General features: G+C 46.9%; 19 protein-coding genes. 16 read left to right on the top strand and 3 right to left on the bottom strand.

Going from position 1 to position 22,085, the window contains the following annotated elements:
- The first annotated feature begins 26 nt into the window (after window positions 1-26).
- Entirely contained in the window at window positions 27-569 is a 543-nt protein-coding gene (locus L3C95_RS34460) for a hypothetical protein (RefSeq protein WP_223233294.1), read from the top strand.
- A gap of 541 nt (window positions 570-1,110) precedes the next feature.
- Here the strand turns inward: L3C95_RS34460 and L3C95_RS34455 are convergent.
- Window positions 1,111-1,737, bottom strand: a complete 627-nt coding sequence (locus tag L3C95_RS34455) for a hypothetical protein (protein ID WP_236395215.1) — start codon at window positions 1,735-1,737, stop codon at window positions 1,111-1,113.
- Between the two features lie 510 nt (window positions 1,738-2,247).
- Between L3C95_RS34455 and L3C95_RS34450 the strand changes: the two genes are divergently transcribed.
- The 8 genes from L3C95_RS34450 (at window position 2,248) to L3C95_RS34415 (ending at window position 10,752) form a co-directional block, all read left to right on the top strand.
- Complete coding sequence (locus L3C95_RS34450) at window positions 2,248-4,227, top strand: alpha-L-arabinofuranosidase C-terminal domain-containing protein (RefSeq protein ID WP_236395214.1); 1,980 nt, start codon at window positions 2,248-2,250, stop codon at window positions 4,225-4,227.
- A 347-nt stretch (window positions 4,228-4,574) separates the two neighbouring features.
- Window positions 4,575-5,021 carry a hypothetical protein gene (locus L3C95_RS34445; RefSeq protein WP_236395213.1) on the top strand — a complete coding sequence of 149 codons (447 nt, stop codon included), beginning with the start codon at window positions 4,575-4,577 and terminating at the stop codon, window positions 5,019-5,021.
- Entirely contained in the window at window positions 5,014-5,442 is a 429-nt protein-coding gene (locus L3C95_RS34440) for a multiprotein-bridging factor 1 family protein (protein ID WP_236395212.1), read from the top strand. The genes L3C95_RS34445 and L3C95_RS34440 overlap by 8 nt, the downstream gene beginning before the upstream one ends.
- 12 nt (window positions 5,443-5,454) lie before the next feature.
- The gene (locus tag L3C95_RS34435) at window positions 5,455-5,889 is read left to right on the top strand and encodes a hypothetical protein (protein ID WP_236395211.1); all 435 of its coding nucleotides are present in this window, start codon (window positions 5,455-5,457) and stop codon (window positions 5,887-5,889) included.
- A 316-nt stretch (window positions 5,890-6,205) separates the two neighbouring features.
- Window positions 6,206-7,513: a TolC family protein gene (locus L3C95_RS34430; protein WP_236395210.1), complete on the top strand. Its 1,308-nt coding sequence runs from the start codon at window positions 6,206-6,208 to the stop codon at window positions 7,511-7,513.
- A gap of 16 nt (window positions 7,514-7,529) precedes the next feature.
- A complete protein-coding gene (locus L3C95_RS34425; RefSeq protein WP_236395209.1) occupies window positions 7,530-8,783 on the top strand; it encodes an efflux RND transporter periplasmic adaptor subunit in 1,254 nt (417 codons plus the stop codon).
- The gene (locus tag L3C95_RS34420) at window positions 8,780-9,529 is read left to right on the top strand and encodes an ABC transporter ATP-binding protein (protein ID WP_262916032.1); all 750 of its coding nucleotides are present in this window, start codon (window positions 8,780-8,782) and stop codon (window positions 9,527-9,529) included. Before L3C95_RS34425 ends, L3C95_RS34420 begins: the two co-directional genes overlap by 4 nt.
- Window positions 9,530-9,531: 2 nt before the next feature.
- Window positions 9,532-10,752, top strand: a complete 1,221-nt coding sequence (locus L3C95_RS34415) for an ABC transporter permease (RefSeq protein WP_236395208.1) — start codon at window positions 9,532-9,534, stop codon at window positions 10,750-10,752.
- Window positions 10,753-10,764: 12 nt separating this feature from the next.
- On the opposite strand, the gene L3C95_RS34410 is transcribed toward L3C95_RS34415, so the two are convergent.
- Together L3C95_RS34410 and L3C95_RS34405 are read right to left on the bottom strand one after the other, a co-directional pair.
- Window positions 10,765-11,307, bottom strand: a complete 543-nt coding sequence (locus L3C95_RS34410) for an HD domain-containing protein (protein ID WP_236395207.1) — start codon at window positions 11,305-11,307, stop codon at window positions 10,765-10,767.
- Entirely contained in the window at window positions 11,307-11,645 is a 339-nt protein-coding gene (locus tag L3C95_RS34405; RefSeq protein WP_236395206.1) for a four-helix bundle copper-binding protein, read from the bottom strand. Before L3C95_RS34405 ends, L3C95_RS34410 begins: the two co-directional genes overlap by 1 nt.
- 119 nt (window positions 11,646-11,764) lie before the next feature.
- Between L3C95_RS34405 and L3C95_RS34400 the strand changes: the two genes are divergently transcribed.
- The 7 genes from L3C95_RS34400 (at window position 11,765) to L3C95_RS34370 (ending at window position 22,079) form a co-directional block, all read left to right on the top strand.
- A complete protein-coding gene (locus L3C95_RS34400) occupies window positions 11,765-12,658 on the top strand; it encodes an S-adenosyl-l-methionine hydroxide adenosyltransferase family protein (RefSeq protein WP_236395205.1) in 894 nt (297 codons plus the stop codon).
- A 54-nt stretch (window positions 12,659-12,712) separates the two neighbouring features.
- The gene (locus L3C95_RS34395; protein WP_236395204.1) at window positions 12,713-14,920 is read left to right on the top strand and encodes a helix-turn-helix domain-containing protein; all 2,208 of its coding nucleotides are present in this window, start codon (window positions 12,713-12,715) and stop codon (window positions 14,918-14,920) included.
- A 255-nt stretch (window positions 14,921-15,175) separates the two neighbouring features.
- Window positions 15,176-16,204 (top strand): LLM class flavin-dependent oxidoreductase, encoded by a 1,029-nt coding sequence (locus tag L3C95_RS34390; protein ID WP_236395203.1) that lies wholly within the window; start codon window positions 15,176-15,178, stop codon window positions 16,202-16,204.
- A 394-nt stretch (window positions 16,205-16,598) separates the two neighbouring features.
- Entirely contained in the window at window positions 16,599-17,201 is a 603-nt protein-coding gene (locus tag L3C95_RS34385) for a hypothetical protein (protein WP_236395202.1), read from the top strand.
- Window positions 17,202-17,355: 154 nt separating this feature from the next.
- Complete coding sequence (gene rhaT, locus L3C95_RS34380) at window positions 17,356-18,408, top strand: L-rhamnose/proton symporter RhaT (protein WP_236395201.1); 1,053 nt, start codon at window positions 17,356-17,358, stop codon at window positions 18,406-18,408.
- Between the two features lie 64 nt (window positions 18,409-18,472).
- Window positions 18,473-20,596, top strand: a complete 2,124-nt coding sequence (locus L3C95_RS34375; RefSeq protein ID WP_236395200.1) for a bifunctional aldolase/short-chain dehydrogenase — start codon at window positions 18,473-18,475, stop codon at window positions 20,594-20,596.
- A 208-nt stretch (window positions 20,597-20,804) separates the two neighbouring features.
- Window positions 20,805-22,079 (top strand): TIM barrel protein, encoded by a 1,275-nt coding sequence (locus L3C95_RS34370; RefSeq protein ID WP_236395199.1) that lies wholly within the window; start codon window positions 20,805-20,807, stop codon window positions 22,077-22,079.
- Window positions 22,080-22,085: the final 6 nt, after the last annotated feature.

Here is a 22,085-nt window from a genome sequence, read left to right as displayed (position 1 = left end):
TTTGTGGAAATTTTAAAATATCCTCTATGTTAAAGACCTTGTACACCGCTGGCCTGTTCATTGCCGCCACCTGCATGTTTGGCAATACGGCTAAAGCTCAATTGAAAGGATTCAGCATTGGTCCATATGTTGAAGCCGGTACCCCGGTAGGGGACTTCAAAGACACTCATAACACCGGTTTTGGTGGAGGCCTGAATGCTGACATCAAGCTGATTGCAGGATTTGGCGTAACCGGCTCCGCAGGTTTCATGTATTTTCCGGGCAAAACGTATACTTACCTCAGTGGAGGTGGTGCTGAGCTGTCTGCAAAGGCAGAGTCCCTGAAAGCGTTACCGGTGAGGGTTGGTCTGAAGTACAAATTCGGCTTTCCGCTCCTGTATGTGAAGGCGGAAGGTGGTACTGCCACTTTCGTAGGCGGGGATGGAGACAATTACAAAGGTACTGCGGCTATTTTCGCCCCGGGTCTGGGTATTCGTTTCCTTGGCCTGGACGTAGAAGCAAAATACGAGGTGTGGTTTAAAAATGATAACCGTGGTTTCTTTGGTCTGAAAGCTGGTTACAACTTCTAATTGATTAAGGTTTTTTATTATAAGAGAGCCGTCTCAGATTGCTGAGACGGCTCTTTCGTTTGGCTGCCTTATCAGCACTGTGGACGTTCCTGAAATAGGTTAATATGTTATCATTTCCCGGTCTGAGTTGCATATGACTAGCATATGACTAGGATTAACTTCCGATAATCTTCCGATCAAATCGGAGGATTATCGGAAGTTAATCCTGGTTACATCCTGGTCATATCCTGGATTAAACCAGTATATGACTAGCGATATGCCGGTTGGATCCTAACGAAAAGGACGTATCGGCTGCCGTATACCCACGAAAAGCTCTTATGGGGGTAGGGCCTTTATAGCGACATATTGTGGCCTTCGTAGCATAGTCTAAGCATGCTTTAAATTCTTTCCTAATATTTGTAGTGGTGCCTGATAAAATATAACGGGATGCATTAACAAACCTCTGATGAGTTGGGCGCTACTGGAAGTATAAGGAACATCTATAATATGAAAAAGACCGCCTCATGTGCTGAGACGGCCTCTTTTCATGTTAGACCTGTAATTACTTTTTGTTCAATTTCACCGCTTTTGACTTCCGTGCTGCGGAAGTGTCAGCTGGCGTTTTTGCAGCAGTATCTTTCTTTATTACTGCTGTGTCGCGTTTTGCAGCGGCAGTGTCAGCTACTGCGGTGGCAGTATCCAGTTTCGCTACGAAGCTGGCTGTGTCCTTCATAGTAGCAGTGTCAGCTTTAACAGCGGCAGTATCTGCGTATTTAAAAGCTACAGTATCTGCTTTGAAAGCAAAGTTAGCTGTGTCTTTAAAAAATGCAGTGTCTTTTGCATAGCTGAAGCTGGCAGTGTCCTTGCCGAAGGCAGCTGTGTCTCTTACAAAGGCTGCTGTGTCCAATTTGAAGTTAGCAGTGTCTCTCGTAAAAGCAGCTGTGTCCAGTGAGAAATTGGCGGTGTCTGCTTTGAAATTAGCCGTGTCCATTGCGAAGTTGGCTGTATCCATTGCGAAGTTAGCGGTGTCTGGTGCAAAGTTTGCCGTATCTCTAACGAAACTTGCAGTGTCCAATGCAAAATTTGCGGTGTCCGCTTTAGTTGTCATTGCATTTACTGCGTTAGTCTGCGTCAGTGCGAATGCTCCCAGGCCAGCCATGAGGCCAAATCTCAATAATTGCTTTTTCATGGTTTTTCAATTTTAACTGGTTAAAAAATAAAAGATCTCAATAAAAGATGGTTGACATACGATTATGCGAAAACCTTGCGAGAATACTCTAACGAAATGTTAAAGTGATTTTATTTCTTTTTAATTTATTGATATTCAGAATATTGTGAACTTTTTCTTTTTTGAGTAGTTTTTGGGAATTGATTAAACCTTACTGAGAAAAGTAAGGAGGGAGAAATAGCAATCTGTAGACCGCGGGTAACAATTCCGGGTATACGCTTTCACATTTCATTGCCACATGACAAATAGTAAATGACATATTCCCCTATGTAATGGCGAATGATAGGAGATGGTAGTGTTGCACAATCTGATTCCTGCGTGCAAATGCTACGGTCGTCAGTTAAGCCTGCGGATGATGAATCTCGTAGTGCTTCTCTTGCTGCATAATTAAATGTCATTCTAACACAAAAAGTGCCTGTAAATGTTTTGGATATTGATTTTTGGATGTATATTGTTGTGTCAATTCCCTTTATGAGAAACATAATTAATCTTATTGCAGCAGGATTGCTGTCGCTGACGGGAGGCATATCTTCTGCGCAGACAATTACGTTAAAAGTGAACAAACCACAGGCTGCTGTGCAGCCTACTATGTGGGGGATCTTTTTTGAGGATATTAATTTTTCAGCCGATGGAGGCCTTTATGCGGAACTGGTGAAGAACCGTTCTTTTGAATTCACCGACCCGTTGATGGGCTGGAAGGAAAAGGGAAAAGCAGACGCCGGCAGGGTGCTGATCGTCAACCGTGGAAAAGAACACACCGCCAACCCACGGTACGCACATGTAACAGTGCAGACTGGCGATAGCACTTATGGCTTGTTCAATGAAGGATTCAGAGGGATGGGTTTTAAAAAAGATCTGCGTTATGACTTTTCTTTCTGGGCAGGCAATACTTCCGGCAGTCCCGCATTAAAACTTGCACTGTTAGATGAGAATGGAGAGCGCATCGGGGAGGTAACTATTCCGCCGACAGGAAAAGAATGGAAGAAGTATACGGCCTCTGTAACCGCATCGCGTACGGTTGCCAAAGGTGGATTACTGTTGCAGTTTTCGGGCAACGGCAGCCTGGATATCGATATGATCTCATTATTTCCTGAGGATACATGGAAACAGCGTCCGGGCGGATTAAGGAATGATCTCGTGCAAAAGCTGGCAGATCTGCGACCCGGGTTTGTACGTTTCCCCGGCGGATGCATAGTGGAAGGACGTGATCTGGCCAACCGGTATCAATGGAAAAAAACGGTGGGAAAAGTGGAAGACCGGACACTGATCGTTAACCGCTGGAATACGGAATTTGCGCACCGCGCGCCGGGCGATTACTTTCAGAGCTATGGTCTGGGCTTTTATGAATATTTCCTGCTCTCCGAAGACATAGGTGCTGCACCATTGCCCATTCTCAATTGTGGTATGGCTTGCCAGTTCAATACCGGTGAGGTGGCTGCCGATGAGGATGTTGCTGTATATATTCAGGATGCCCTGGACCTCATCGAATTTGCTAATGGTGGCACCGATACCAAATGGGGGCAGTTGAGAGCCGAAATGGGGCATCCTAAGCCATTTAATCTACAGATGATCGGTGTAGGGAACGAGCAATGGGACAGTCAGTATATAGCCAGGTATCAGCGTTTTGAACAGGAGCTGAAAACGAAACATCCTGAAATTAAACTGGTGTCCAGCGTAGGGCCTTTTTCCGGAGGGAAACAGTTTGAATATCTGTGGTCGAAGTTACGGACATCAAAAGCTGATCTCGTGGACGAACATTATTATATGCCACCCGAGTGGTTCCTGAAGAATACCACCCGCTACGATAAATATGACCGGAAGGGACCGAAGATCTTTGCAGGCGAATATGCGGCTCATATAAAGGTGGCGAAGGAAAATGACAGCGAAAAGGGAGAGACCCGTAATACGTGGGAAAGTGCATTGGCTGAAGCAGCTTTTATGACCGGGCTGGAAAGGAATGCGGATGTAGTGCAGATGTGTTCTTATGCACCACTCCTGGCCCACGTAGAGGCCTGGCAATGGCGTCCGGACCTGATATGGTTTGATAATCTGCGTTCAGCAGGTACGCCCAATTATTATGTGCAGCAGCTTTTTGCAAACAACAAAGGGACGCATACGATCCCTGCTACATTGAATGATCAGCCTTTAACAGGACAGGATAGCATTTATGCCAGTGCAACGATCGACCAGCAAACGCATAAGATATTGCTGAAGATTGTAAATGCTTCCGGTAAAGCAGTAAGTTACAAGCTGGCACTGGACGGAGCTGTTACAACGAAAGATGCAGCTGTACAACAGGTGCTGACGGCAAAAAATAAAAGTGATTTCAATACGTTGGATAATCCATCAGTTGTGAGGCCGGTAGAACAGCAACTTAAACCGGGTAAGAATAACGTAGATGTTCAGCTGGCGGCAAATTCTTTAAATGTGATTACAATACCCTACAGGTAAGCATATATTTCAGATCATAGGAACGCATACATTTCGGTGTATGCGTTTTTTTTTGTTGAAAGAGGAAAAAAAATTTGGAGACAAGGAAAAAGATGTAACTTGGTATTAGTTTTATTGGTTGTTGATCTTATCTCCCCTTTAGCCAGTTTCGGCCGTCACTTTTGATAACATTAGAATTGAATTTCTTTACGATTGTAAAGCGGTTTTTTCTATGTCATAATTTATGCCTACAGAGAGTTAAGGAAAAAAATGTTGTTTTTTTTTGATTAAACACAACGTTATTTGTTAACTTCGAACTTAACTTAAAAGTGAAGTGTTATAGTGGTAAATTAAAACGGATAATGCGGATGAATAAGATTACATATTATTCATTCCATATTGAGGGAGATGACCTATGTGAGGTGGAAAAGTTTGTAACCAGGTTCAGTATCCCAGCCTACAGAGATGATTATGAAAACATCATGTCTGCCATAAGACAGATGGGTACGTGTACTGGTGCAGAGGAACACTATTTCAGGCATGAAAGAGCGGCAGAAGCACTGCCGCCGCCATACAGGTCGGGTAATGTGAGGCTTTATTGCAGCAGGATCAATACCGACATTGTGATATTGGGAAATGGCTGTGTTAAAACAACGCAGAAGGTGCAGCAAAGTGAAGATTGCCTGTTTCATTTTGAATTTATGAATGCATTAAGCAGGCATATTACACAAAGGATTGTGGAGGGAGAGCTCAGAATATTCAACAGACAACTTGAAGGAAATTTACATTTTAAAATAGGAGATTGTTATGAGTAAGATTTTCGAAGATGCGATAAACGCATTACCGGCGCATGCCATAGAAAGGGCCGCCATGAGTCTTGAGGTGGCAGACCGTATCCACGCCATCCTTGAAAAGAAAGGCATGAGCCATAAAGATCTGGCGCAGGCCCTTGGCAAGTCAGAATCCGAGATCAGCAAGTGGATGCGCGGTACACACAATTTTACTTTTGAAACCATAGCCAAGATCAATATGGCGTTGGGAACGAAGTTAATTTACGTGCCTAAAGGACGTGTGGTACAGCCGACGAATGGCCATCTGCAGAATTCAGATGCGACAGTCATTGCTATGAAGTCGCTGAAGCCAGCTGTTGGATCATCTGATCCGGCGCAATGGTCTCTGTACAAAGAAAGTGGAGAACGGAAAGCAACAGTACCATTTACCTTGAACGGAAATTAGTAATTATCAGGTATGCCCGGATTCAACATCACAATTGAAACGCTTGACATCAGAGACTATAAGGCTTATAATCCGCTGGAGGAAAAAAACACGTACAGTGGCGAATTGAAGGTCCTGGCGTCTGTAAGTGTGAATGCTAAACAGAAAAACATTGCCGTTGTGATGAAGGTAGAGGTATATGTGAAGCGTTCAGAGCGTTCGCATATGACACCTGTGGGGTATATCGAGACTGTGGCCGTATTTTCGGTTATAAATGAATGGAAGAAGGTCAGGGTAGGAAAGAAGCAATCCGATATTGCTGTTGATAAAGACCTGGAGGATTTTCTGATTGATATCTCTTACAACAGCACCAGGGGGCTGCTGTTTGAAAAAGGGAAGAATGATCTGATCGGAAAGGTGATATTGCCTGTGATTGATCCGGCGGATATTAAAAGAGAGAAGGGGTAAACAAGGAAGAAAGGTAGCAGTGTAGTTAATTCCAATGACAAGCAGTTAATTCCAATAACACAGTGAAAATTTCAAGCTAGTCTTCTTTCTTTATATTGTAGGGCCCCCGGGGAAGTTTATTTTATTCCGATTATTTATAATGCTGTTGCTTTTATGCCTGCTCGTCGGGCCCAAATAGCCATCGGTGGATTTTAAGCCATCTTTAATGCTGCTATGCCTGCTGTGGCATACTTTTTAGTCTTTATCAGAGACCGGTTACCAGAAAAGCAAGTTTATGGTCAACAGATATATTCATCGGTTTCTTTTTTTGATACTCATGTTGAGGATTGATCCTTTACATGCACAGGACAGTACCGCGTTACCCGGACAATTGCCGGGGAAGTGGGACTTGCAAGCCTGCCTGGATTATGCAAAGGCTAATAATATTACCCTCAACAGCTACCGGTTGAGTCGTCTTAGCAGTGAACAGGACCTGTTATTGTCAAAATCGGCGGTATTGCCCAATCTTTCCGCGAATGTTTCACCTTCTTTAACACATGGTAAAGAAAGAGATACCACTACAGGCGATTTCCGGTCACGCCTCAGGGTATCGGGAAACACTTCGCTCAACTCTTCTGTGACATTATATAATGGAGGGTACCTGAAGAATGATATTGTGCAAAAAGACCTGCTGGTAAGGGTCGCAGGGCTGGATCTGGCAGCAGTGGACAATGATATAACGCTTCAGATCACCCAGGCATACCTGAACATTCTGCTGGCTAAAGAGAATATCGTATATGTAAAAGATGTAGTAGCTACATCGGAGGCCCAGGTACAGCAACAGCAGCAATTTTACAATGTAGGCTCGGTTGCGTTGAAAGACCTTGTACAACTACAGGCGCAGCTGGCCAACGATAAATATACCCTGGTAACTGCACAGAACACGCACCGGCAGAATGTGCTGGTATTAAAGCAATTGCTGCAACTGCCTACAGAGACGCCTTTCGAAATTGTGGAACCGGATACTTTAATGGGGTATGCACTGCTCACTCCCTTGCTGGAAGCGCAGAAAACCGCGCTGGCTACGCGACCTGAAGTAAAAAGCAGTGAACTGGGAGTACAGGTAGCCGAGCTGGATGTAAAGAAGGCGAGGGCGGGTTATCTGCCTGCACTGACGGCCGGCGCGGGTATTGGCACCAGCTATGCGCAGGGCGATTATAACACCTTTCTGAAGCAGATGGACAATAATTTTTATCAGCAGGTGGGGCTTACCCTGTCTGTCCCTATCTTCAGCCGCAGGGCCAATCGTGTGAATGAAGAAAAGGCAAAGATTGGTGTAGAACAGGCGGAACTGACCTTGCAGAATACCCGCATCAATCTCTCGCAGGAAGTAGAACGGGCATACATTAATGTATTGAATGCCCAGGGGCAGTACGATGCGGCTGTAGAACAACTCCGTTACACACAGGAAAGTTACCGTATCGCCAATGAACAGTTAAAGATCGGCGCTGCCAATACTGTTGAAGTATTACAGCAGAAGAACCTGTATGTACAGTCCATGCAGGCATACATTCAGGCTAAATATAGCGCGGCCTTGTACGTAAGGATATATGATTTCTACAGGGGAGTGCCTGTTAAATTATAGTATAAAATAACAACGGATGAACAGGAAGATTGTAATTACAATATTAGTGCTGCTGGCACTGGTGGCAGTCTGGTACTTCTTTTTCCGCAAGAAAGAGAATCCTGTGGTGATCAGCACACAGAAGCCCGTTTATGGGCATATTGCCACCAGTGTAACAGCAACGGGCACCGTGCAACCCGTCGACACCGTGGCGGTAGGTACGCAGGTCTCCGGAATACTGAAATACATCTATGCAGACTTCAATTCAAAGGTGAAGAAGGGACAGTTGCTGGCGGAGTTGGATAAGGTATTGCTACAGGCAGAGGTAGACCGGAACAAAGGGTTGCTGGCAAACGCGCAAAGCCAGCAAATATATCAGGATGCCCAATTTAAGCGCGAGGAACAGCTTTATAAGGTCGGCGCTGTCAGCCGGGCTGACTACGATAATGCAAATTATCTGTATAAGGCTGCAATTGCCGGTGTGGAAAGTGCCCGGGCCTCGCTGAGAACAGCACAACGGAATCTGTTTTTCGCAGATATCTATTCTCCGATAGATGGTGTTGTACTGAACAGAAGTGTAAGCGTGGGTCAAACCGTGGCAGCGAGCTTCAATACCCCGACATTCTTCGTCCTGGCAAAGGATATTACCAAAATGCAGGTACAGGCAAGCGTGGATGAAGCAGATATAGGAAATGTACGGGATAGCCAACGGGTGTCATTTACAGTAGATGCTTACCTGGACCAGGAATTTGCCGGAAAAGTGCAGGAGATCCGTTTGAAACCCCTGGTATCAGCCAATGTCGTGACTTATACCACGATGATCAGTGCATCCAATGAAGATATGAAACTGAAGCCGGGTATGACCGCTACCGTGACCATTTATACCGCTGAAAAAGATAATGTCATGCTTATTCCTGCAAAAGCCTTGATGTTCAGACCTGATTCGGCCTTGTCGAAGAAGTATACGCTCATCGCTATAGCACCGGCGGCTGCGGAACGTCATAAAAGGGCAATGCCTGTCACCGGCGGTAGCAGGGATACTACCAGGCGTATGAGCCCTGATAAGGGAAAAACTGCCGAGGCATTGAACTATGTATGGGTGCAAAGAGGAGATACCCTGCTGCAGAAAAAAGTGGAGATAGGGTTGAATGATAATACCCGGGCTGAAGTAGTCTCAGGACTGTCGCCGGATGACGATGTTATAACGGGTATGCAGGAGCTAACTGATAAAAAGGCTGCAGGTAGTGGTGGACAGGCCAGTCCTTTCATGCCGCAAAGAAGAAGACGATGAACAAAAAGATCCTCGAAATACAGAACATCAAGCGGGAATTCCGTATGGGCACGGAGATAGTGCGTGCACTAAAAGGCGTCTCCTTCGATGTGTATGCAGGCGAATTTGTGACCATTATGGGTAGCAGCGGCTCTGGTAAAACCACGTTGCTGAACATATTGGGGTGCCTCGATAAACCGACGGACGGGAACTACCTGCTGGATGGTTTCAACATAGGACAGCTGTCCCGCAATGAACTGGCGCGTTTGCGCAACAGGAAGATCGGCTTCGTATTCCAGGCTTATAACCTGCTGCCCCGGACTTCAGCTCTGGAAAATGTGGAGTTGCCCTTACTGTACAATATGGAAGTTAGTCATGAACAACGCAGACAAAAGGCAATACACTCACTGGAGGCTGTGAAGCTGGGAGAAAGACTGGGCCACACCCCCAATCAGTTATCCGGGGGGCAGCAGCAACGTGTGGCTATCGCCCGTGCCCTGGTCAACGAACCCGTGATGATACTGGCAGATGAAGCCACCGGTAACCTGGATACGCGTACCTCTTATGAGATCATGGCCCTGATGCAGGAGTTAAACAGAGAACAGGGAAAGACAATCGTATTCGTTACGCACGAGCCGGATATTGCAGCCTTCAGCAGCCGTACGGTGATGCTGCGTGACGGAAAGGTAGTAAAGGATACTGTTAATGAAAATATACGTTCCGCAAAAGAAGCGCTGGCTGCATTGCCGCCGGCAGATGACTACTGATTATGAACATTCTGAACCTCATAAGGATTGCATTGAAAGCCTTACAGCGAAATAAACTGAGGGCTTTCCTCACCATGCTGGGCATCATCATCGGGGTAGCCGCGGTTATCGCCATGGTGGCTATCGGACAGGGTTCCAAGGAGAGTATCCAGTCGCAGCTTTCCAGTATGGGTTCCAACATGATCACTATCCTGCCCGCCAGTAATGTGACCGGGGGCGCCAGACTGGAAGGTGCCAGCGTACAAACGCTGACCATTGAAGATGTAAAGGCTATACAGAAACAGGCGCTTAATATCAGTGCTATTTCTCCGGCGGCCACTTCCACCGGACAATCTATCAACGGCGCATTCAACTGGCCTACCAGTATCCAGGGTGTGAGTCCCGCTTATCTCGATATACGGAAGTGGACCTTGCAGGACGGCGTTGCCTTTACAGATGAGGATGTAAGGGCTTCTGCGAAGGTCTGTCTGCTGGGGCAAACAGTGGTCAGTAACCTGTTCCCCAATGGTGAGAATCCTGTAGGAAAGATCATCCGTTTTAATAACATTCCTTTCCAGGTGATAGGTGTGCTGGCAGCAAAGGGGCAGAGTTCCTTCGGCCAGGACCAGGACGATGTAATCCTGGCGCCCTATACAACTGTACAGAAGCGCATTCTGGCCACTATTTATTTCCGTACGTTATATGTTTCGGCGGTAAGCGAAGCAGCAACGGACGCCGCCACCAAGGAAATTGAGACCATTCTGCGGAAAACGCACCGCTTAAGAGATGCTGATGAAAATGACTTTCAGGTCAGGACAATGGCGGAACTGATCAATACATTGAGTTCCACCAGCAACCTGCTAACAATATTACTGACAGCTATTGCCGGTATTTCTCTCATCATTGGAGGGATCGGCATCATGAATATCATGTATGTATCTGTTACCGAACGTACACGTGAAATAGGATTGCGTATGTCCATCGGTGCAAGAGGTATTGATATACTCATGCAATTCCTGATAGAAGCGATTATGATCAGCATTACCGGCGGACTGATAGGAGTGGTGTTAGGAATTACATCGGCAAAGCTCATTACATATTTCCTGAACTGGCCTACGATGGTATCGGAGTCTTCCATTGTATTGTCTTTTATGGTGTGTGCGCTGACAGGTGTTTTCTTCGGATATTATCCGGCACAAAAGGCCTCCCGCCTGGATCCTATAGAAGCGTTGCGGTATGAATAAGGGAATTCATCTTCACTTCTCAAGAAAACTATTGACAGTCGCAATCGCTCTTTGCCGGAGTTCAGGATTACCTTTATCCATTACCTTTAGCAAGGCCCGGCATTCATGCAGGAACTTCGGTTTGAAGTCCGAAGAGGAATTGCTGATATCGAGACTATTGTCAATGATATCAGCATACTTAATAGTCTGCGCGGCGGCGCTTACTTTTCCCAGCCGGGCTGCCTCCGCATTCTTTCGTTTGCGCCTGTTCCAGTTCGGATAATTCTTTTTAACATAAATGTCCGTCAACTCTACCGTGAGGGTAAGTGTCCTTTGGGCGTCTTCCGGTTTCATAACATCCCTCAGATAACTGGAAAGTTCCTCTTTCGTTACAGCAGTATCTTCCAGTACATCGTGCAGCAGCGCTGCTGATAATACCGGAAGATCTGATGTATATTCCCTGCATAACTGCATGACCCGGATAGGATGCTGGATATAAGGTTCATCCGCAAATTTCCGTTGCTGGTCCCCATGGGCCTGGCGGGCAAATTCTTCAATATCAGCAAGTATGACCATTAGGAAACGAGCATTTTTCTGCAGGCCTCAGCACATTGTTTACAGATCTCCGCACATTCCCGGCAGTGTTCGTTTTCGCTGTGTCTGCCACATTCAGCTGCACAGGCCTCGCAGATGTCAGCGCAAACGGAACATAGCTGTACTGCGTAGCTGCTACCCAGACTCATTAATTGCGCTGTTGCATAACAGGTGGCTGCACATTCCATATCCAACCTGATGCAGCGGGCCATCATCGTGACATCTTTCTCCTGTGTGCAGGAGGATGCACAATGATTACAAACAGCGGCGCAGCGCAGACAATTGTCAATACAATCCTTGTAGAAATGATAACCGTTCATGTGCTTAAAGTATTGGTGTTGAAGAATAAAACGTTCTCAGATACATTCCACCAAATACCGTACAAATTTGATCAGGCATGCTCAGCAAATATTGCGGAAGAATTTGCTAATTTGCGGAGATGAAACATGTATTCCTTTTCCATTGTTTGATTTTCATTTTCTTTTCCGCTTTTGCACAACGGCGGCATGCATTGGTCTTTCAGACGGACTTCGGACTAAAAGACGGAGCTGTAGCTGAAATGAAAGGCGTAGTTTACAGCCTGTCTCCCAACATACCGATGTTCGACCTAACGCATGAAATACCGGCATACAACATCTGGGAGGCCGCTTACCGCCTGCAGCAGACTGCTCCTTACTGGCCCGCAGGTACCGTGTTCGTGTCTGTAGTAGATCCGGGGGTAGGTTCTGACCGCAAGTCTGTAGTGCTTAAAACCAGGAGTGGGCATTATTTTGTAACGCCCGACAATGGCACGCTTACACTTGTGGCCAGGCAGCTGGGTATCGCAGAGATCAGGGAAATCGATGAAGCGGTGAACCGAAGAAGGAATTCCGGTGCATCCTATACTTTCCATGGCAGGGATGTTTATGCGTATACAGCTGGTAAACTGGCCGCCGGAAAGATCACCTTTCAGCAGGTGGGGCCAAAACTGGCTGATTCGGTAGTAAGTATTGCGTTCCAGGCGCCGGTGTTTGCCAATGACACCGTAAAGGGGAATATCCCGGTACTGGATGTACAATATGGCAACATCTGGACGAATATCGATCAGCAGACTTTCAGCAAACTGCAGGTACAGCCGGGCGATCTGTTGAAAGTAAGTATTTACCGGGGAAATGAGCGGGTATACAGCGGAGCCATACCATTTGCCAACACATTTGCCGCTGTTCCGGAAGGGAAGGAACTCGCTTACCTGAATAGTTTGCTCAATTTGTCGTTTGCAGTAAATATGGGTGATTTCTCTACGACTCATCATGTGAAAAGCGGACCGGAATGGTCTGTGACGGTCAGCAAATAATGCTGATTTTTATCTAATTTCGACGTTTGCATTTTTTAATCTTACATTTTTCAGATGTCACAACCGGATAGTAATAACAGGATGTTTCATCTGGCGGCAGACTATATTAATCATACCAACCGCCATATCTTCCTGACCGGTAAAGCCGGTACCGGGAAAACCACTTTCCTGAAATATATCAGACAACATACCAGCAAGAACACCGTTGTGGTAGCGCCCACGGGTGTCGCTGCCATCAATGCGGGTGGAGTGACCATGCACTCTTTTTTCCAGTTGCCTTTTGGTCCATATGTGCCATCAGGAGCACATCTTTTTGGCGTAGATAACGGCGTGACAGATGCACATGCCCTGTTCCGCAATATCCGTTTCAATCACGACAAAAAAGAGTTGCTGCGTGAAATGGAATTGCTGATCATCGATGAGGTGAGCATGGTACGTGCAGATACACTGGATGCGATCGACGCTATTCTCCGGCATTTCCGTAACCAACCTTTATTGCCTTTTGGTGGTGTACAGGTACTGTACATAGGTGATCTTTTTCAGTTGCCGCCAGTTATGCCCGATCAGCAATGGCAATTGCTGAAAGATTGTTATGAAAGTGTATTCTTTTTTCATGCAAGAGTGATGCAACAGGCGCCCCCTTTGTTCATCGAGCTGAATAAGATCTACCGGCAGAATGAAGCGACATTCATTAACCTGCTGAATGGTGTGCGTAACAGCACACTGGACTGGGACGACCTCGAGACCTTAAATCAACGTTACCTGCCACATTTCACCGGCGATGGAGATCAGTATATCGTATTAACTACCCACAACCGCCGGGCAGATGAGATCAACAATGCACGCCTCGCTGCAATGCCGGGTAGCATCCATACATTCTCGGGAGAAATCAAGGGCGATTTTAGTGACAAAGCGCTTCCGACAGATATGGACCTGCGTATCAAAGCAGGCGCGCAGGTGATGTTCATCAAAAATGATGTGGCAGAGCCACGCCGTTATTTCAACGGAAAGCTGGCTACGGTTACAGAGATCCTGCCTGACGATAAGATCGTGGTAACACTTGCCAACAGTGGGGAAACGCTGGTGCTGGAAAAAGAGACCTGGCGTAATATCCGCTATTCCTGGAATAAAGTGGAAGGATCGGTTGATGAGGAAGAAATAGGGAGTTTCACACAGTATCCTATCCGCCTGGCATGGGCTATTACAATACATAAAAGTCAGGGGCTTACTTTCGAAAAGGCAATTATTGACGCAGGGAACGCATTTGCACCGGGGCAGGTATACGTGGCTTTGAGCCGTTGTACCTCCCTGGACGGATTGGTGTTGCACTCGCGGATCCATCCGGGAGCGATCCGTACGGATGAACAGGTCCTTGCATTTTCTTCCCGTTTTCACAAAGAGGAGGAACTGGAGATGCTGCTGGAAGGTGAGAAGATGGTTTTCTGGGCGGAACAGTTGCTGAAGTTGTTCAGCGCAGAAAAAATCCTGGCAGAGTTACAATTACATGCTGCGTGGTTGCGTGATAAAAAGATGGTCGGGATGGAAAGTGCGGTCACGCTAAGCCGTAACTTACAGCAGCGGGCGGCACAGTTGCATGAGGTTGGATTAAAATTTCGGCAGCAATTGGATCCTCTGCTGAAGGAAGTGCTGCAAACAGGTAATACCGTCCTTCTCAGCGAGCGTGTTGGCAAGGCAGTAGCTTATTTTACTAATGAGATCTATGAATCTTTTATACAACCCGTACGCCGGGAAAGAGATATCGTAAAGGATATTCCCAAGATAAAGAAATATGTACTGCAGTTGTCGGGCCTCGAACATTTCCTGTGGAGCCGCTTACAGCTATTTGCTGATGCCAGTTACGGTAACGTAAAGTTCAATGAAGGGCTGCCTGACTATGAAGCCTTACGCCGGCCTGCGCAAGAGGAAAAGGTTAAAGAAAAACCTGTGAAGAAGACGAGAGAGGCTGGTGATAGCAGAAGAGGAACGCTCGAGCTGTTCCTCGCTGGTAAAACGCTACAGGACATTGCCACTGAACGTGGGCTGGCCATGAGCACCGTAGAGAGCCATCTGGCAGATTGTGTGGCAAACGATGAATTGCAGCTTAACAGGTTTATCGATGAGAAAAAAATTGCGCTGATACTGCCGGTGGTGAAAGAGCTCGGTGCTACGGCGTCGGCGCCTGTCAAGGCGAGATTAGGAGAAGGTGTGAGCTGGGCGGAGATCAGGGCGGTACAGGCGTATTACAGGAAGACAATGGAGTAGAGATGGCTGGTCTACTGGAGTGAAGATGGGACGACCGCATGCAAATACAGCAATTAAAAGCTGTGGGGATTAGAGGCGTACCCGGTATAGAGAAGGAACGAGGGCATAGCGCCCGTTGCATACCGAAGAGATAGTTAGCTATTAACGCATGGCGCAGGTTTAACATGGAAAGAGAATGTATTAAGCAAAGTCCGATGCTGATACTTTCGTAATTCTTTTGTAATTTTGGAACGAACATTCTAAAAAGGATTACCCATGGCCGACAGGAAATTAAGAATCAGCGTATTAGATCAGTCTCCCATCCGCAGAGGCAGCAATGCCGTAGAGGCCCTGCAGGAAAGCGTTAAGCTGGCCCAGCTTGCTGACCGCCTCGGTTTTACCCGTTACTGGCTTTCAGAACATCATAATACCCGCTCACTTGCGGGAGCATCACCTGAAATATTGATCGCACGGCTGGCGGCTGCCACCCAACACATACGACTGGGATCAGGAGGGGTGATGTTGCCCAATCACAGCACATTGAAAGTAGCGGAGAACTTTCGCTTGTTAGAAGCGCTATATCCGGGACGTATTGATCTGGGTATCGGTCGTGCTCCCGGGGGCGATCGTCTTACCGCTCATGTGCTGAACCCTTCCAATACTTTTGAACCAAGAGATTTTGTACAGCAGATCAATGACCTGGAAGGTTATCTGTCCGACTCGAGAGAGGCCGGCACCATACATGAGAAAGTGATGGCCATACCAAAGATAGATACAGCACCTGAACTATGGATGCTGACTTCCAGTGGAGAAAGTGGTCTGCTGGCAGCACGTCAGGGTTGGGCGCTTTCTTTCGCGCACTTTATTTATCCGGTGGGTGGTCCGCAGGCAGTAAAGACCTACCGTGAGAAATTCAGGTCCTCCCGCTTCCTTCAGGAACCTGCTGCTAGTGTGGGGATCTTTGTTTTTTGTGCAGATACACAGGAAAAGGCAGACGAACTGCAGGCCATGATGGACTACCGCCTGTTGAGTTTCGAGAAGGGTAAGTTTGATGAATTCCCTTCCTATGAGGAAGTACGCGATTACGAGTACTCAGACATGGAATGGCAACGGGTAATGGCCAACAGGGGACGTATGATTGCTGGTACGCCTGAACAGGTAAAACAACGTATGCTGAAACTGGCAGATGATTATGATGTGGACGAGATTGTTGCCGCTACCATGGCGGAACATGTGGAAGACCGTTTCCGCTCATATGAATTGCTGGCTGAGATCTTCCATCTGGAGCCCCGTAACATCTCATAACTATTCATTGATATTTTCTGTGGAATTGTCTGCCGGAGGCGCTGACCGAGATGAACGGTGTGCCCTGTATCGTAAGTGATTGATTGGTAATTTAAAGAGAGACTCTGCCAACGGCAACCAATGAGAAGTTCGGCTTGTCATGTAACGATTAATGAGGACTCTGCCAGGGTGTCGCTTTCAGAAAACTAAGGCAACATTAACGCCTTACGATGTCTCATAATTTATTGATTGATACCTTGCTGTGAAGCGCTATTAGTCGGAGAACGGTGACAGTGTCAGGAGATTACTATCACAGGAACAACACAAAACCAAGATGTTGCCGTTACAGTTATCTTACGATATACACTTGATTATATTTTTTTATATTTTTGCTGGAAATAACTGATCCTATCCTATGAGAAAATACTTCCTGCTGATGGCAGTCATAGCGCTGACTTATATCGCCTGCTCCAAAGAGGCGGGTATTGGCGGCGGAACGAACAATCCCGGTGATACTACTGCAACGCCTGGATCCGGATCCGGAAACAACAAAACAGATAGCGTCGTTACATTTACAGACCTGAAGTTTTCTTTAACGCCGGCAAGCGAAAGCTACGGACGCGTTTTCTCTTCTTTTAAAGGGAAGGTATACCTGGATAACGATATTCCTGATACACTGGGGAAATATATAGATGTGGCCTTCAATAACTTCGGCGCTATGTCTATGTTCTTTACCAGCCCTAATGATGAGAGTTTTGATCTGGACATCCCGGGTACCCTGACTACACTGGTGCGTAACCTTGTGCCCGCAGATACTTTCAACGTTAATTCGTTTGATACTATCACCCACGCCTCTACTCTTAAAAAGCTGACCATTACTACGGATAATCAAAGCTTCGCTTCATCGGATATGCCGCTGGTAGTATTCTTCCAGAATGGTTTCGCTAAGAAAGGTATCATTAAGGTGACGGCAATAACAGCAGATTATATTGTTGCCGATGTGAAAGTAATGTACTGATATTAAGATATTTATGCAGAGAGAATAAGGCTGTCCGCCGTAATGCGGATGGCCTTTCTTTATTTTAGCCCCAATAGGAATGTGTAGGACAGTTGCCCCGCTGCCTTTGTTTAAATTTGAAAGGTTCCACGATTAAACACACAATTCCACAATTATGCAAGCTATTTTAGGCGTCTTTTTTCATTTCATTGGAGGCTTTGCTTCCGGTAGTTTTTATATCCCTTTCAAAAAAGTAAAGAACTGGGCCTGGGAAAGTTATTGGATAGTGGGCGGCTTTTTTTCCTGGTTAATAGTACCCTTCCTGGCTGCCTGGATCACTGTACCAGATTTCCTGAGCATCATCAGTAAAACAGACAGTTCTACCATCTTCTGGACATATTTTATGGGCGTATTATGGGGGATCGGCGGTCTTACTTTTGGGCTGGCTATGCGTTACCTGGGTATGTCCCTGGGGATGTCAGTAGCGCTTGGATACACCTCCGCCTTTGGTTCGCTCATTCCTCCCATCTACAGAGACCTGTTCACTTCTGATACAACACATACATTTTCAGCTATGCTGAAGAGTCCCGGTGGATTGTTAGTCCTGAGTGGCGTTATAGTATGTCTGCTTGGTATCGCGATCTGCGGTGCTGCGGGTGTGATGAAGGAACGGGAATTATCCGAAGATCAGAAAAAAGAAAGCATACAGGAATTTGACCTTAAAAAAGGACTGATAGTAGCAACGGTTTCCGGCATCCTGAGCGCCTGTTTCAACTTCGGTATAGAGGCAGGGAAACCAATGGCGGCCATTGCGATAGAGCAGGGGAGTAATCCCTTGTTCCAGAACAACGTGATATTTGTTGTATTACTCTGGGGGGGACTTACCACCAATCTCCTGTGGTGTTTGCTGCTAAATTTCCGCAACAAAACATTCGGCGATTATGTCAATAAAGAAACACCGCTGGCAGGCAATTACTTCTTTGCTGCGCTGGCAGGTACGACCTGGTTCTTCCAGTTCTTCTTTTATGGCATGGGCGAGAGCAAGCTGGGTAACGGAGCCAGTTCCTGGATATTGCACATGGCATTTATTATCATGATCTCAAGCCTGTGGGGTATCACATTGAGGGAATGGAAAGGGGTGAGCCAAAAGACATTTGGAACGATCATATTGGGCGTGGCTACGATCATGGCGTCTGTGATGCTGGTTGGCTATGGTAACTCTTTGTAGGAGCAGATCAGTGCCTATTAGCAGCGCAGTGCCTGTAACATTATAAAAATTTAAAAAAGAATATATGTCGGTTTCTTCCTTAACAAATTTCAAACATGTAAGTTATCTCTGGGACGAGCAGAAAGCTGCTGCATTAGCCGGTGACGAGGTAGCATTGCTGATTTACCGTTCTAACCTGCTGGGCGCCGATCTCCGGCTCACCAATTATGGTGGTGGCAACACATCCTGTAAGGTGATGGCGAAAGATCCGCTGACGGGTAAACAAACCGAAGTAATGTGGGTCAAGGGTTCAGGTGGTGATCTGGGCACCTTGAAACGTAGCGGTCTGGCGGCATTATATGTAGAGCGGCTGCACAGCCTGGAGAATATCTACAAGGGTATTGAACAGGAAGATGAAATGGTGGAGCTTTTCAATCACTGTATTTTTGACCTCAGCTCCAAAGCACCTTCTATTGACACACCACTGCATGGTTTCCTGCCATTCAAACATATCGACCATTTACACCCCGATGCAGCCATCGCTATTGCTGCTGCCAGGAATGGTGAGCGTATTACCAAAGAACTCTTTGGCGGCACCATCGGCTGGGTACCCTGGCAGCGTCCCGGTTTTGATCTTGGTTTGCAACTGAGACAATGCCTGCGCGATAATCCGGGTATCAGGGGTATTATGCTGGGCTCTCATGGTCTATTTACCTGGGGCGATACAGCTTACGAAAGTTATGTGAACACCCTGGAGGTCATAGAGCGTTGTGCTGCTTACCTTGAAGAGCATTACGGAAAGAAAGGTCCCGTTTTCGGCGGAGCGCGCATCACTTCTCCGGCTCCTGAAGTGCGCAGGAAACAGGCTGCCGCACTGGCGCCTGTATTGCGTGGATTATGTTCTGCACATACGCGGATGGTGGGTCATTTTACCGATGATCCCCGTGTGCTTGAGTTTATTAACTCCAAAGATCTTGACAGACTGGCGCCACTGGGTACCAGTTGTCCGGACCACTTCCTGCGTACAAAGATCAGTCCCCTGGTATTGCCATTGGAACCACAGGCTGTACTGGATGATGCAGCCGCAGTAAAACAACAACTGGAGCCTTTATTCGCTGCCTACCGGCAGATGTATACCGACTACTACAATACCTGCCGCCATCCGAACAGTCCTGCGTTACGTGATCCTAATCCGGTAGTGATCTTATATCCCGGTGTTGGTATGTTCACTTTCTCAAAAGACAAACAAACCGCAAGGGTAGCGGCAGAGTTTTATACCAATGCGATCAATGTGATGAAAGGTGCTGAGGCCATTTCTGAGTATACCGCTTTACCCCGCCAGGAGGCTTTTGACATTGAGTACTGGCTGCTGGAAGAAGCGAAGCTGCAACGTATGCCGAAGCCAAAGGCCTTATCCGGTCGTATTGCACTCATTACCGGAAGCGCCGGTGGTATCGGTAAAGCGATCGCTAAGCGATTTGCAGATGAAGGCGCCTGTGTGGTGATCAACGACAATGATGCCACCCGTCTGCAATCCGCAAAGGAGGAATTCGCAAAACAATATGGACAGGACGTTTTCACAACCGCTATTCTGGACGTTACAAAAAGCAGCGATATAAAAGAAGCATATGATGTGGCCAGCCTGGCTTTCGGAGGCGTGGACATGGTGATCAACTGTGCGGGCCTGTCTATTTCCAAACCACTCGAGGCACATACAGAAAAAGACTGGGACCTGTTGTACGATGTATTGGTGAAAGGCCAGTTCCTGGTCACACAACTGGGTGTGGAAGTAATGCGCAAGCAGGACCTGGGAGGTGATGTGATCAATATTGTGAGCAAGAACGCCCTGATGAGTGGACCGAATAACGCGGGTTATGGCTCCGCCAAAGCGGCACAATTACATCTCAGCCGTCTGAATGCGGCAGAACTGGGCAAGGATGGCATACGCGTCAATGTGGTAAACCCGGATGCTGTGATTGCTGACAGTAAGATATGGGAAGGCGACTGGGCCGCGGGCCGTGCTAAGGCCTATGGCGTCACTGTAGAAGAGCTGCCTGCTTATTATGCAAAACGTACCTTACTGAACCAGGTGATCCTGCCGGAAGATATCGCCAATGCATGTTTTGCCATTACTGGAGGATTGCTGAGTAAGTCGACCGGCAACGTGATCAACGTTGATGGTGGTGTTGCTGCAGCTTTTGTGAGATAAGTACATCATCAGTTAAAAGCCGGCAAACAATGTTGGCCTGGTGTTGTCCGGATTTTCATAGATAAATTCTTTCATCAGTTAAATACCAGTTACACATTGTCAACACATGCTCCTGGCTCCGGCCAGGCCGGCATGTGTTGACAATGTGAAGAAGATGTGTCAGTAACAAAAACTTTTCCTAATTTACTAATGACCCAAATTTCCCGTTATGAATATTGAGAAATTCCAGATAGCAGAATTCAATGATTCCCACCGGCAGGCACATGAGCGCAGCTTCGAATATATAGCAGGAACAATCCCGCATGTAAAAGACATCCTACAGAAATTGCAGGACTTCCAGGTGGCAATTCCCAGCTGGGCTTTAGGGACAGGTGGTACCCGCTTTGGCCGTTTTTCCGGTGGGGGAGAGCCCCGCAACCTGGAGGAAAAGATCACCGATATAGGCCTGCTGCATGCCCTGAACCGGAGCAGTGGCGCTATCTCCCTGCATATTCCCTGGGATATTCCTGAGAATGCGGCTAACATAAAAGCCCTCGCGGCGCAACACGATATCCGTTTTGATGCAGTGAATTCCAATACCTTCCAGGACCAGCCAGGTCAGGCATTGAGCTACAAGTTCGGTTCCCTGCATCATACAGATAAAGGCGTGCGGAAATTGGCTATAGAGCACAATATTGAAGTGATTAAATACGGGGTGGAACTAGGTTCCAATGCGCTGAGCCTCTGGCTGGCAGATGGCTCCTGCTTTCCCGGTCAGCTGAATTTCAGAGGTGCTTTTAAACGCACGCTGGACAGTCTGCAGGAAATATATGCTGCGCTTCCTGAGGCCTGGAAGCTTTACATTGAATACAAAGCATACGAGCCTAATTTCTATTCTACCACAATAGGAGACTGGGGACAATCATTGCTGTTCGCTAATAAACTGGGTCCGAAAGCGTATACACTGGTCGACCTGGGGCATCATCTACCCAATGCCAATATCGAGCAGATCGTGGCGTTGCTGTTAATGGAAGGAAAACTGGCAGGATTTCATTTCAATGATTCCAAATATGGCGACGATGACCTCACCGTAGGTAGCATCAATCCTTATCAGCTGTTCCTTATTTTCAATGAACTGGTGGAAGGCATGGATGCCCGTGGAATGAACCATGCCAATGACCTGGGCTGGATGATAGATGCTTCTCATAATGTAAAGGATCCACTGGAAGACCTGTTACAATCAGTAGAAGCGATCATGATTGCCTATGCACAAGCCTTGCTGGTAGATACCAAAGCTTTGCAGGCGGCTCAGCAGAACAACGATGCCGTGGCCGCACAGGAAATATTGCAATACGCTTACCGCACTGACGTTCGTCCGCTGGTAGCCCAGGCGCGCCTGGAGGCAGGGGGTGTTTTACAGCCGGTTGCTTTTTACAGGCAATTCAAGGTAAGAGAACAACTGATAAAGGAAAGAGGGCTGAAAACCGTAGCAACGGGATTGTAATTTCTA

The organism is Chitinophaga filiformis (assembly GCF_021646545.1).
In the GTDB taxonomy this organism is placed as follows: domain Bacteria; phylum Bacteroidota; class Bacteroidia; order Chitinophagales; family Chitinophagaceae; genus Chitinophaga; species Chitinophaga filiformis_A.
This window is presented reverse-complemented; position numbering and strand designations above follow the sequence as displayed.

Bases quoted from the DNA above. Each gene is read 5' to 3' on its own strand.
- L3C95_RS34460 (WP_223233294.1), top strand. From the start codon at position 27: ATGTTAAAGACCTTGTACACCGCTGGCCTGTTCATTGCCGCCACCTGC.
- L3C95_RS34455 (WP_236395215.1), bottom strand. From the start codon at position 1,737: ATGAAAAAGCAATTATTGAGATTTGGCCTCATGGCTGGCCTGGGAGCA.
- L3C95_RS34450 (WP_236395214.1), top strand. From the start codon at position 2,248: ATGAGAAACATAATTAATCTTATTGCAGCAGGATTGCTGTCGCTGACG.
- L3C95_RS34445 (WP_236395213.1), top strand. From the start codon at position 4,575: ATGAATAAGATTACATATTATTCATTCCATATTGAGGGAGATGACCTA.
- L3C95_RS34440 (WP_236395212.1), top strand. From the start codon at position 5,014: ATGAGTAAGATTTTCGAAGATGCGATAAACGCATTACCGGCGCATGCC.
- L3C95_RS34435 (WP_236395211.1), top strand. From the start codon at position 5,455: ATGCCCGGATTCAACATCACAATTGAAACGCTTGACATCAGAGACTAT.
- L3C95_RS34430 (WP_236395210.1), top strand. From the start codon at position 6,206: ATGTTGAGGATTGATCCTTTACATGCACAGGACAGTACCGCGTTACCC.
- L3C95_RS34425 (WP_236395209.1), top strand. From the start codon at position 7,530: ATGAACAGGAAGATTGTAATTACAATATTAGTGCTGCTGGCACTGGTG.
- L3C95_RS34420 (WP_262916032.1), top strand. From the start codon at position 8,780: ATGAACAAAAAGATCCTCGAAATACAGAACATCAAGCGGGAATTCCGT.
- L3C95_RS34415 (WP_236395208.1), top strand. From the start codon at position 9,532: ATGAACATTCTGAACCTCATAAGGATTGCATTGAAAGCCTTACAGCGA.
- L3C95_RS34410 (WP_236395207.1), bottom strand. From the start codon at position 11,307: ATGGTCATACTTGCTGATATTGAAGAATTTGCCCGCCAGGCCCATGGG.
- L3C95_RS34405 (WP_236395206.1), bottom strand. From the start codon at position 11,645: ATGAACGGTTATCATTTCTACAAGGATTGTATTGACAATTGTCTGCGC.
- L3C95_RS34400 (WP_236395205.1), top strand. From the start codon at position 11,765: ATGAAACATGTATTCCTTTTCCATTGTTTGATTTTCATTTTCTTTTCC.
- L3C95_RS34395 (WP_236395204.1), top strand. From the start codon at position 12,713: ATGTCACAACCGGATAGTAATAACAGGATGTTTCATCTGGCGGCAGAC.
- L3C95_RS34390 (WP_236395203.1), top strand. From the start codon at position 15,176: ATGGCCGACAGGAAATTAAGAATCAGCGTATTAGATCAGTCTCCCATC.
- L3C95_RS34385 (WP_236395202.1), top strand. From the start codon at position 16,599: ATGAGAAAATACTTCCTGCTGATGGCAGTCATAGCGCTGACTTATATC.
- rhaT (WP_236395201.1), top strand. From the start codon at position 17,356: ATGCAAGCTATTTTAGGCGTCTTTTTTCATTTCATTGGAGGCTTTGCT.
- L3C95_RS34375 (WP_236395200.1), top strand. From the start codon at position 18,473: ATGTCGGTTTCTTCCTTAACAAATTTCAAACATGTAAGTTATCTCTGG.
- L3C95_RS34370 (WP_236395199.1), top strand. From the start codon at position 20,805: ATGAATATTGAGAAATTCCAGATAGCAGAATTCAATGATTCCCACCGG.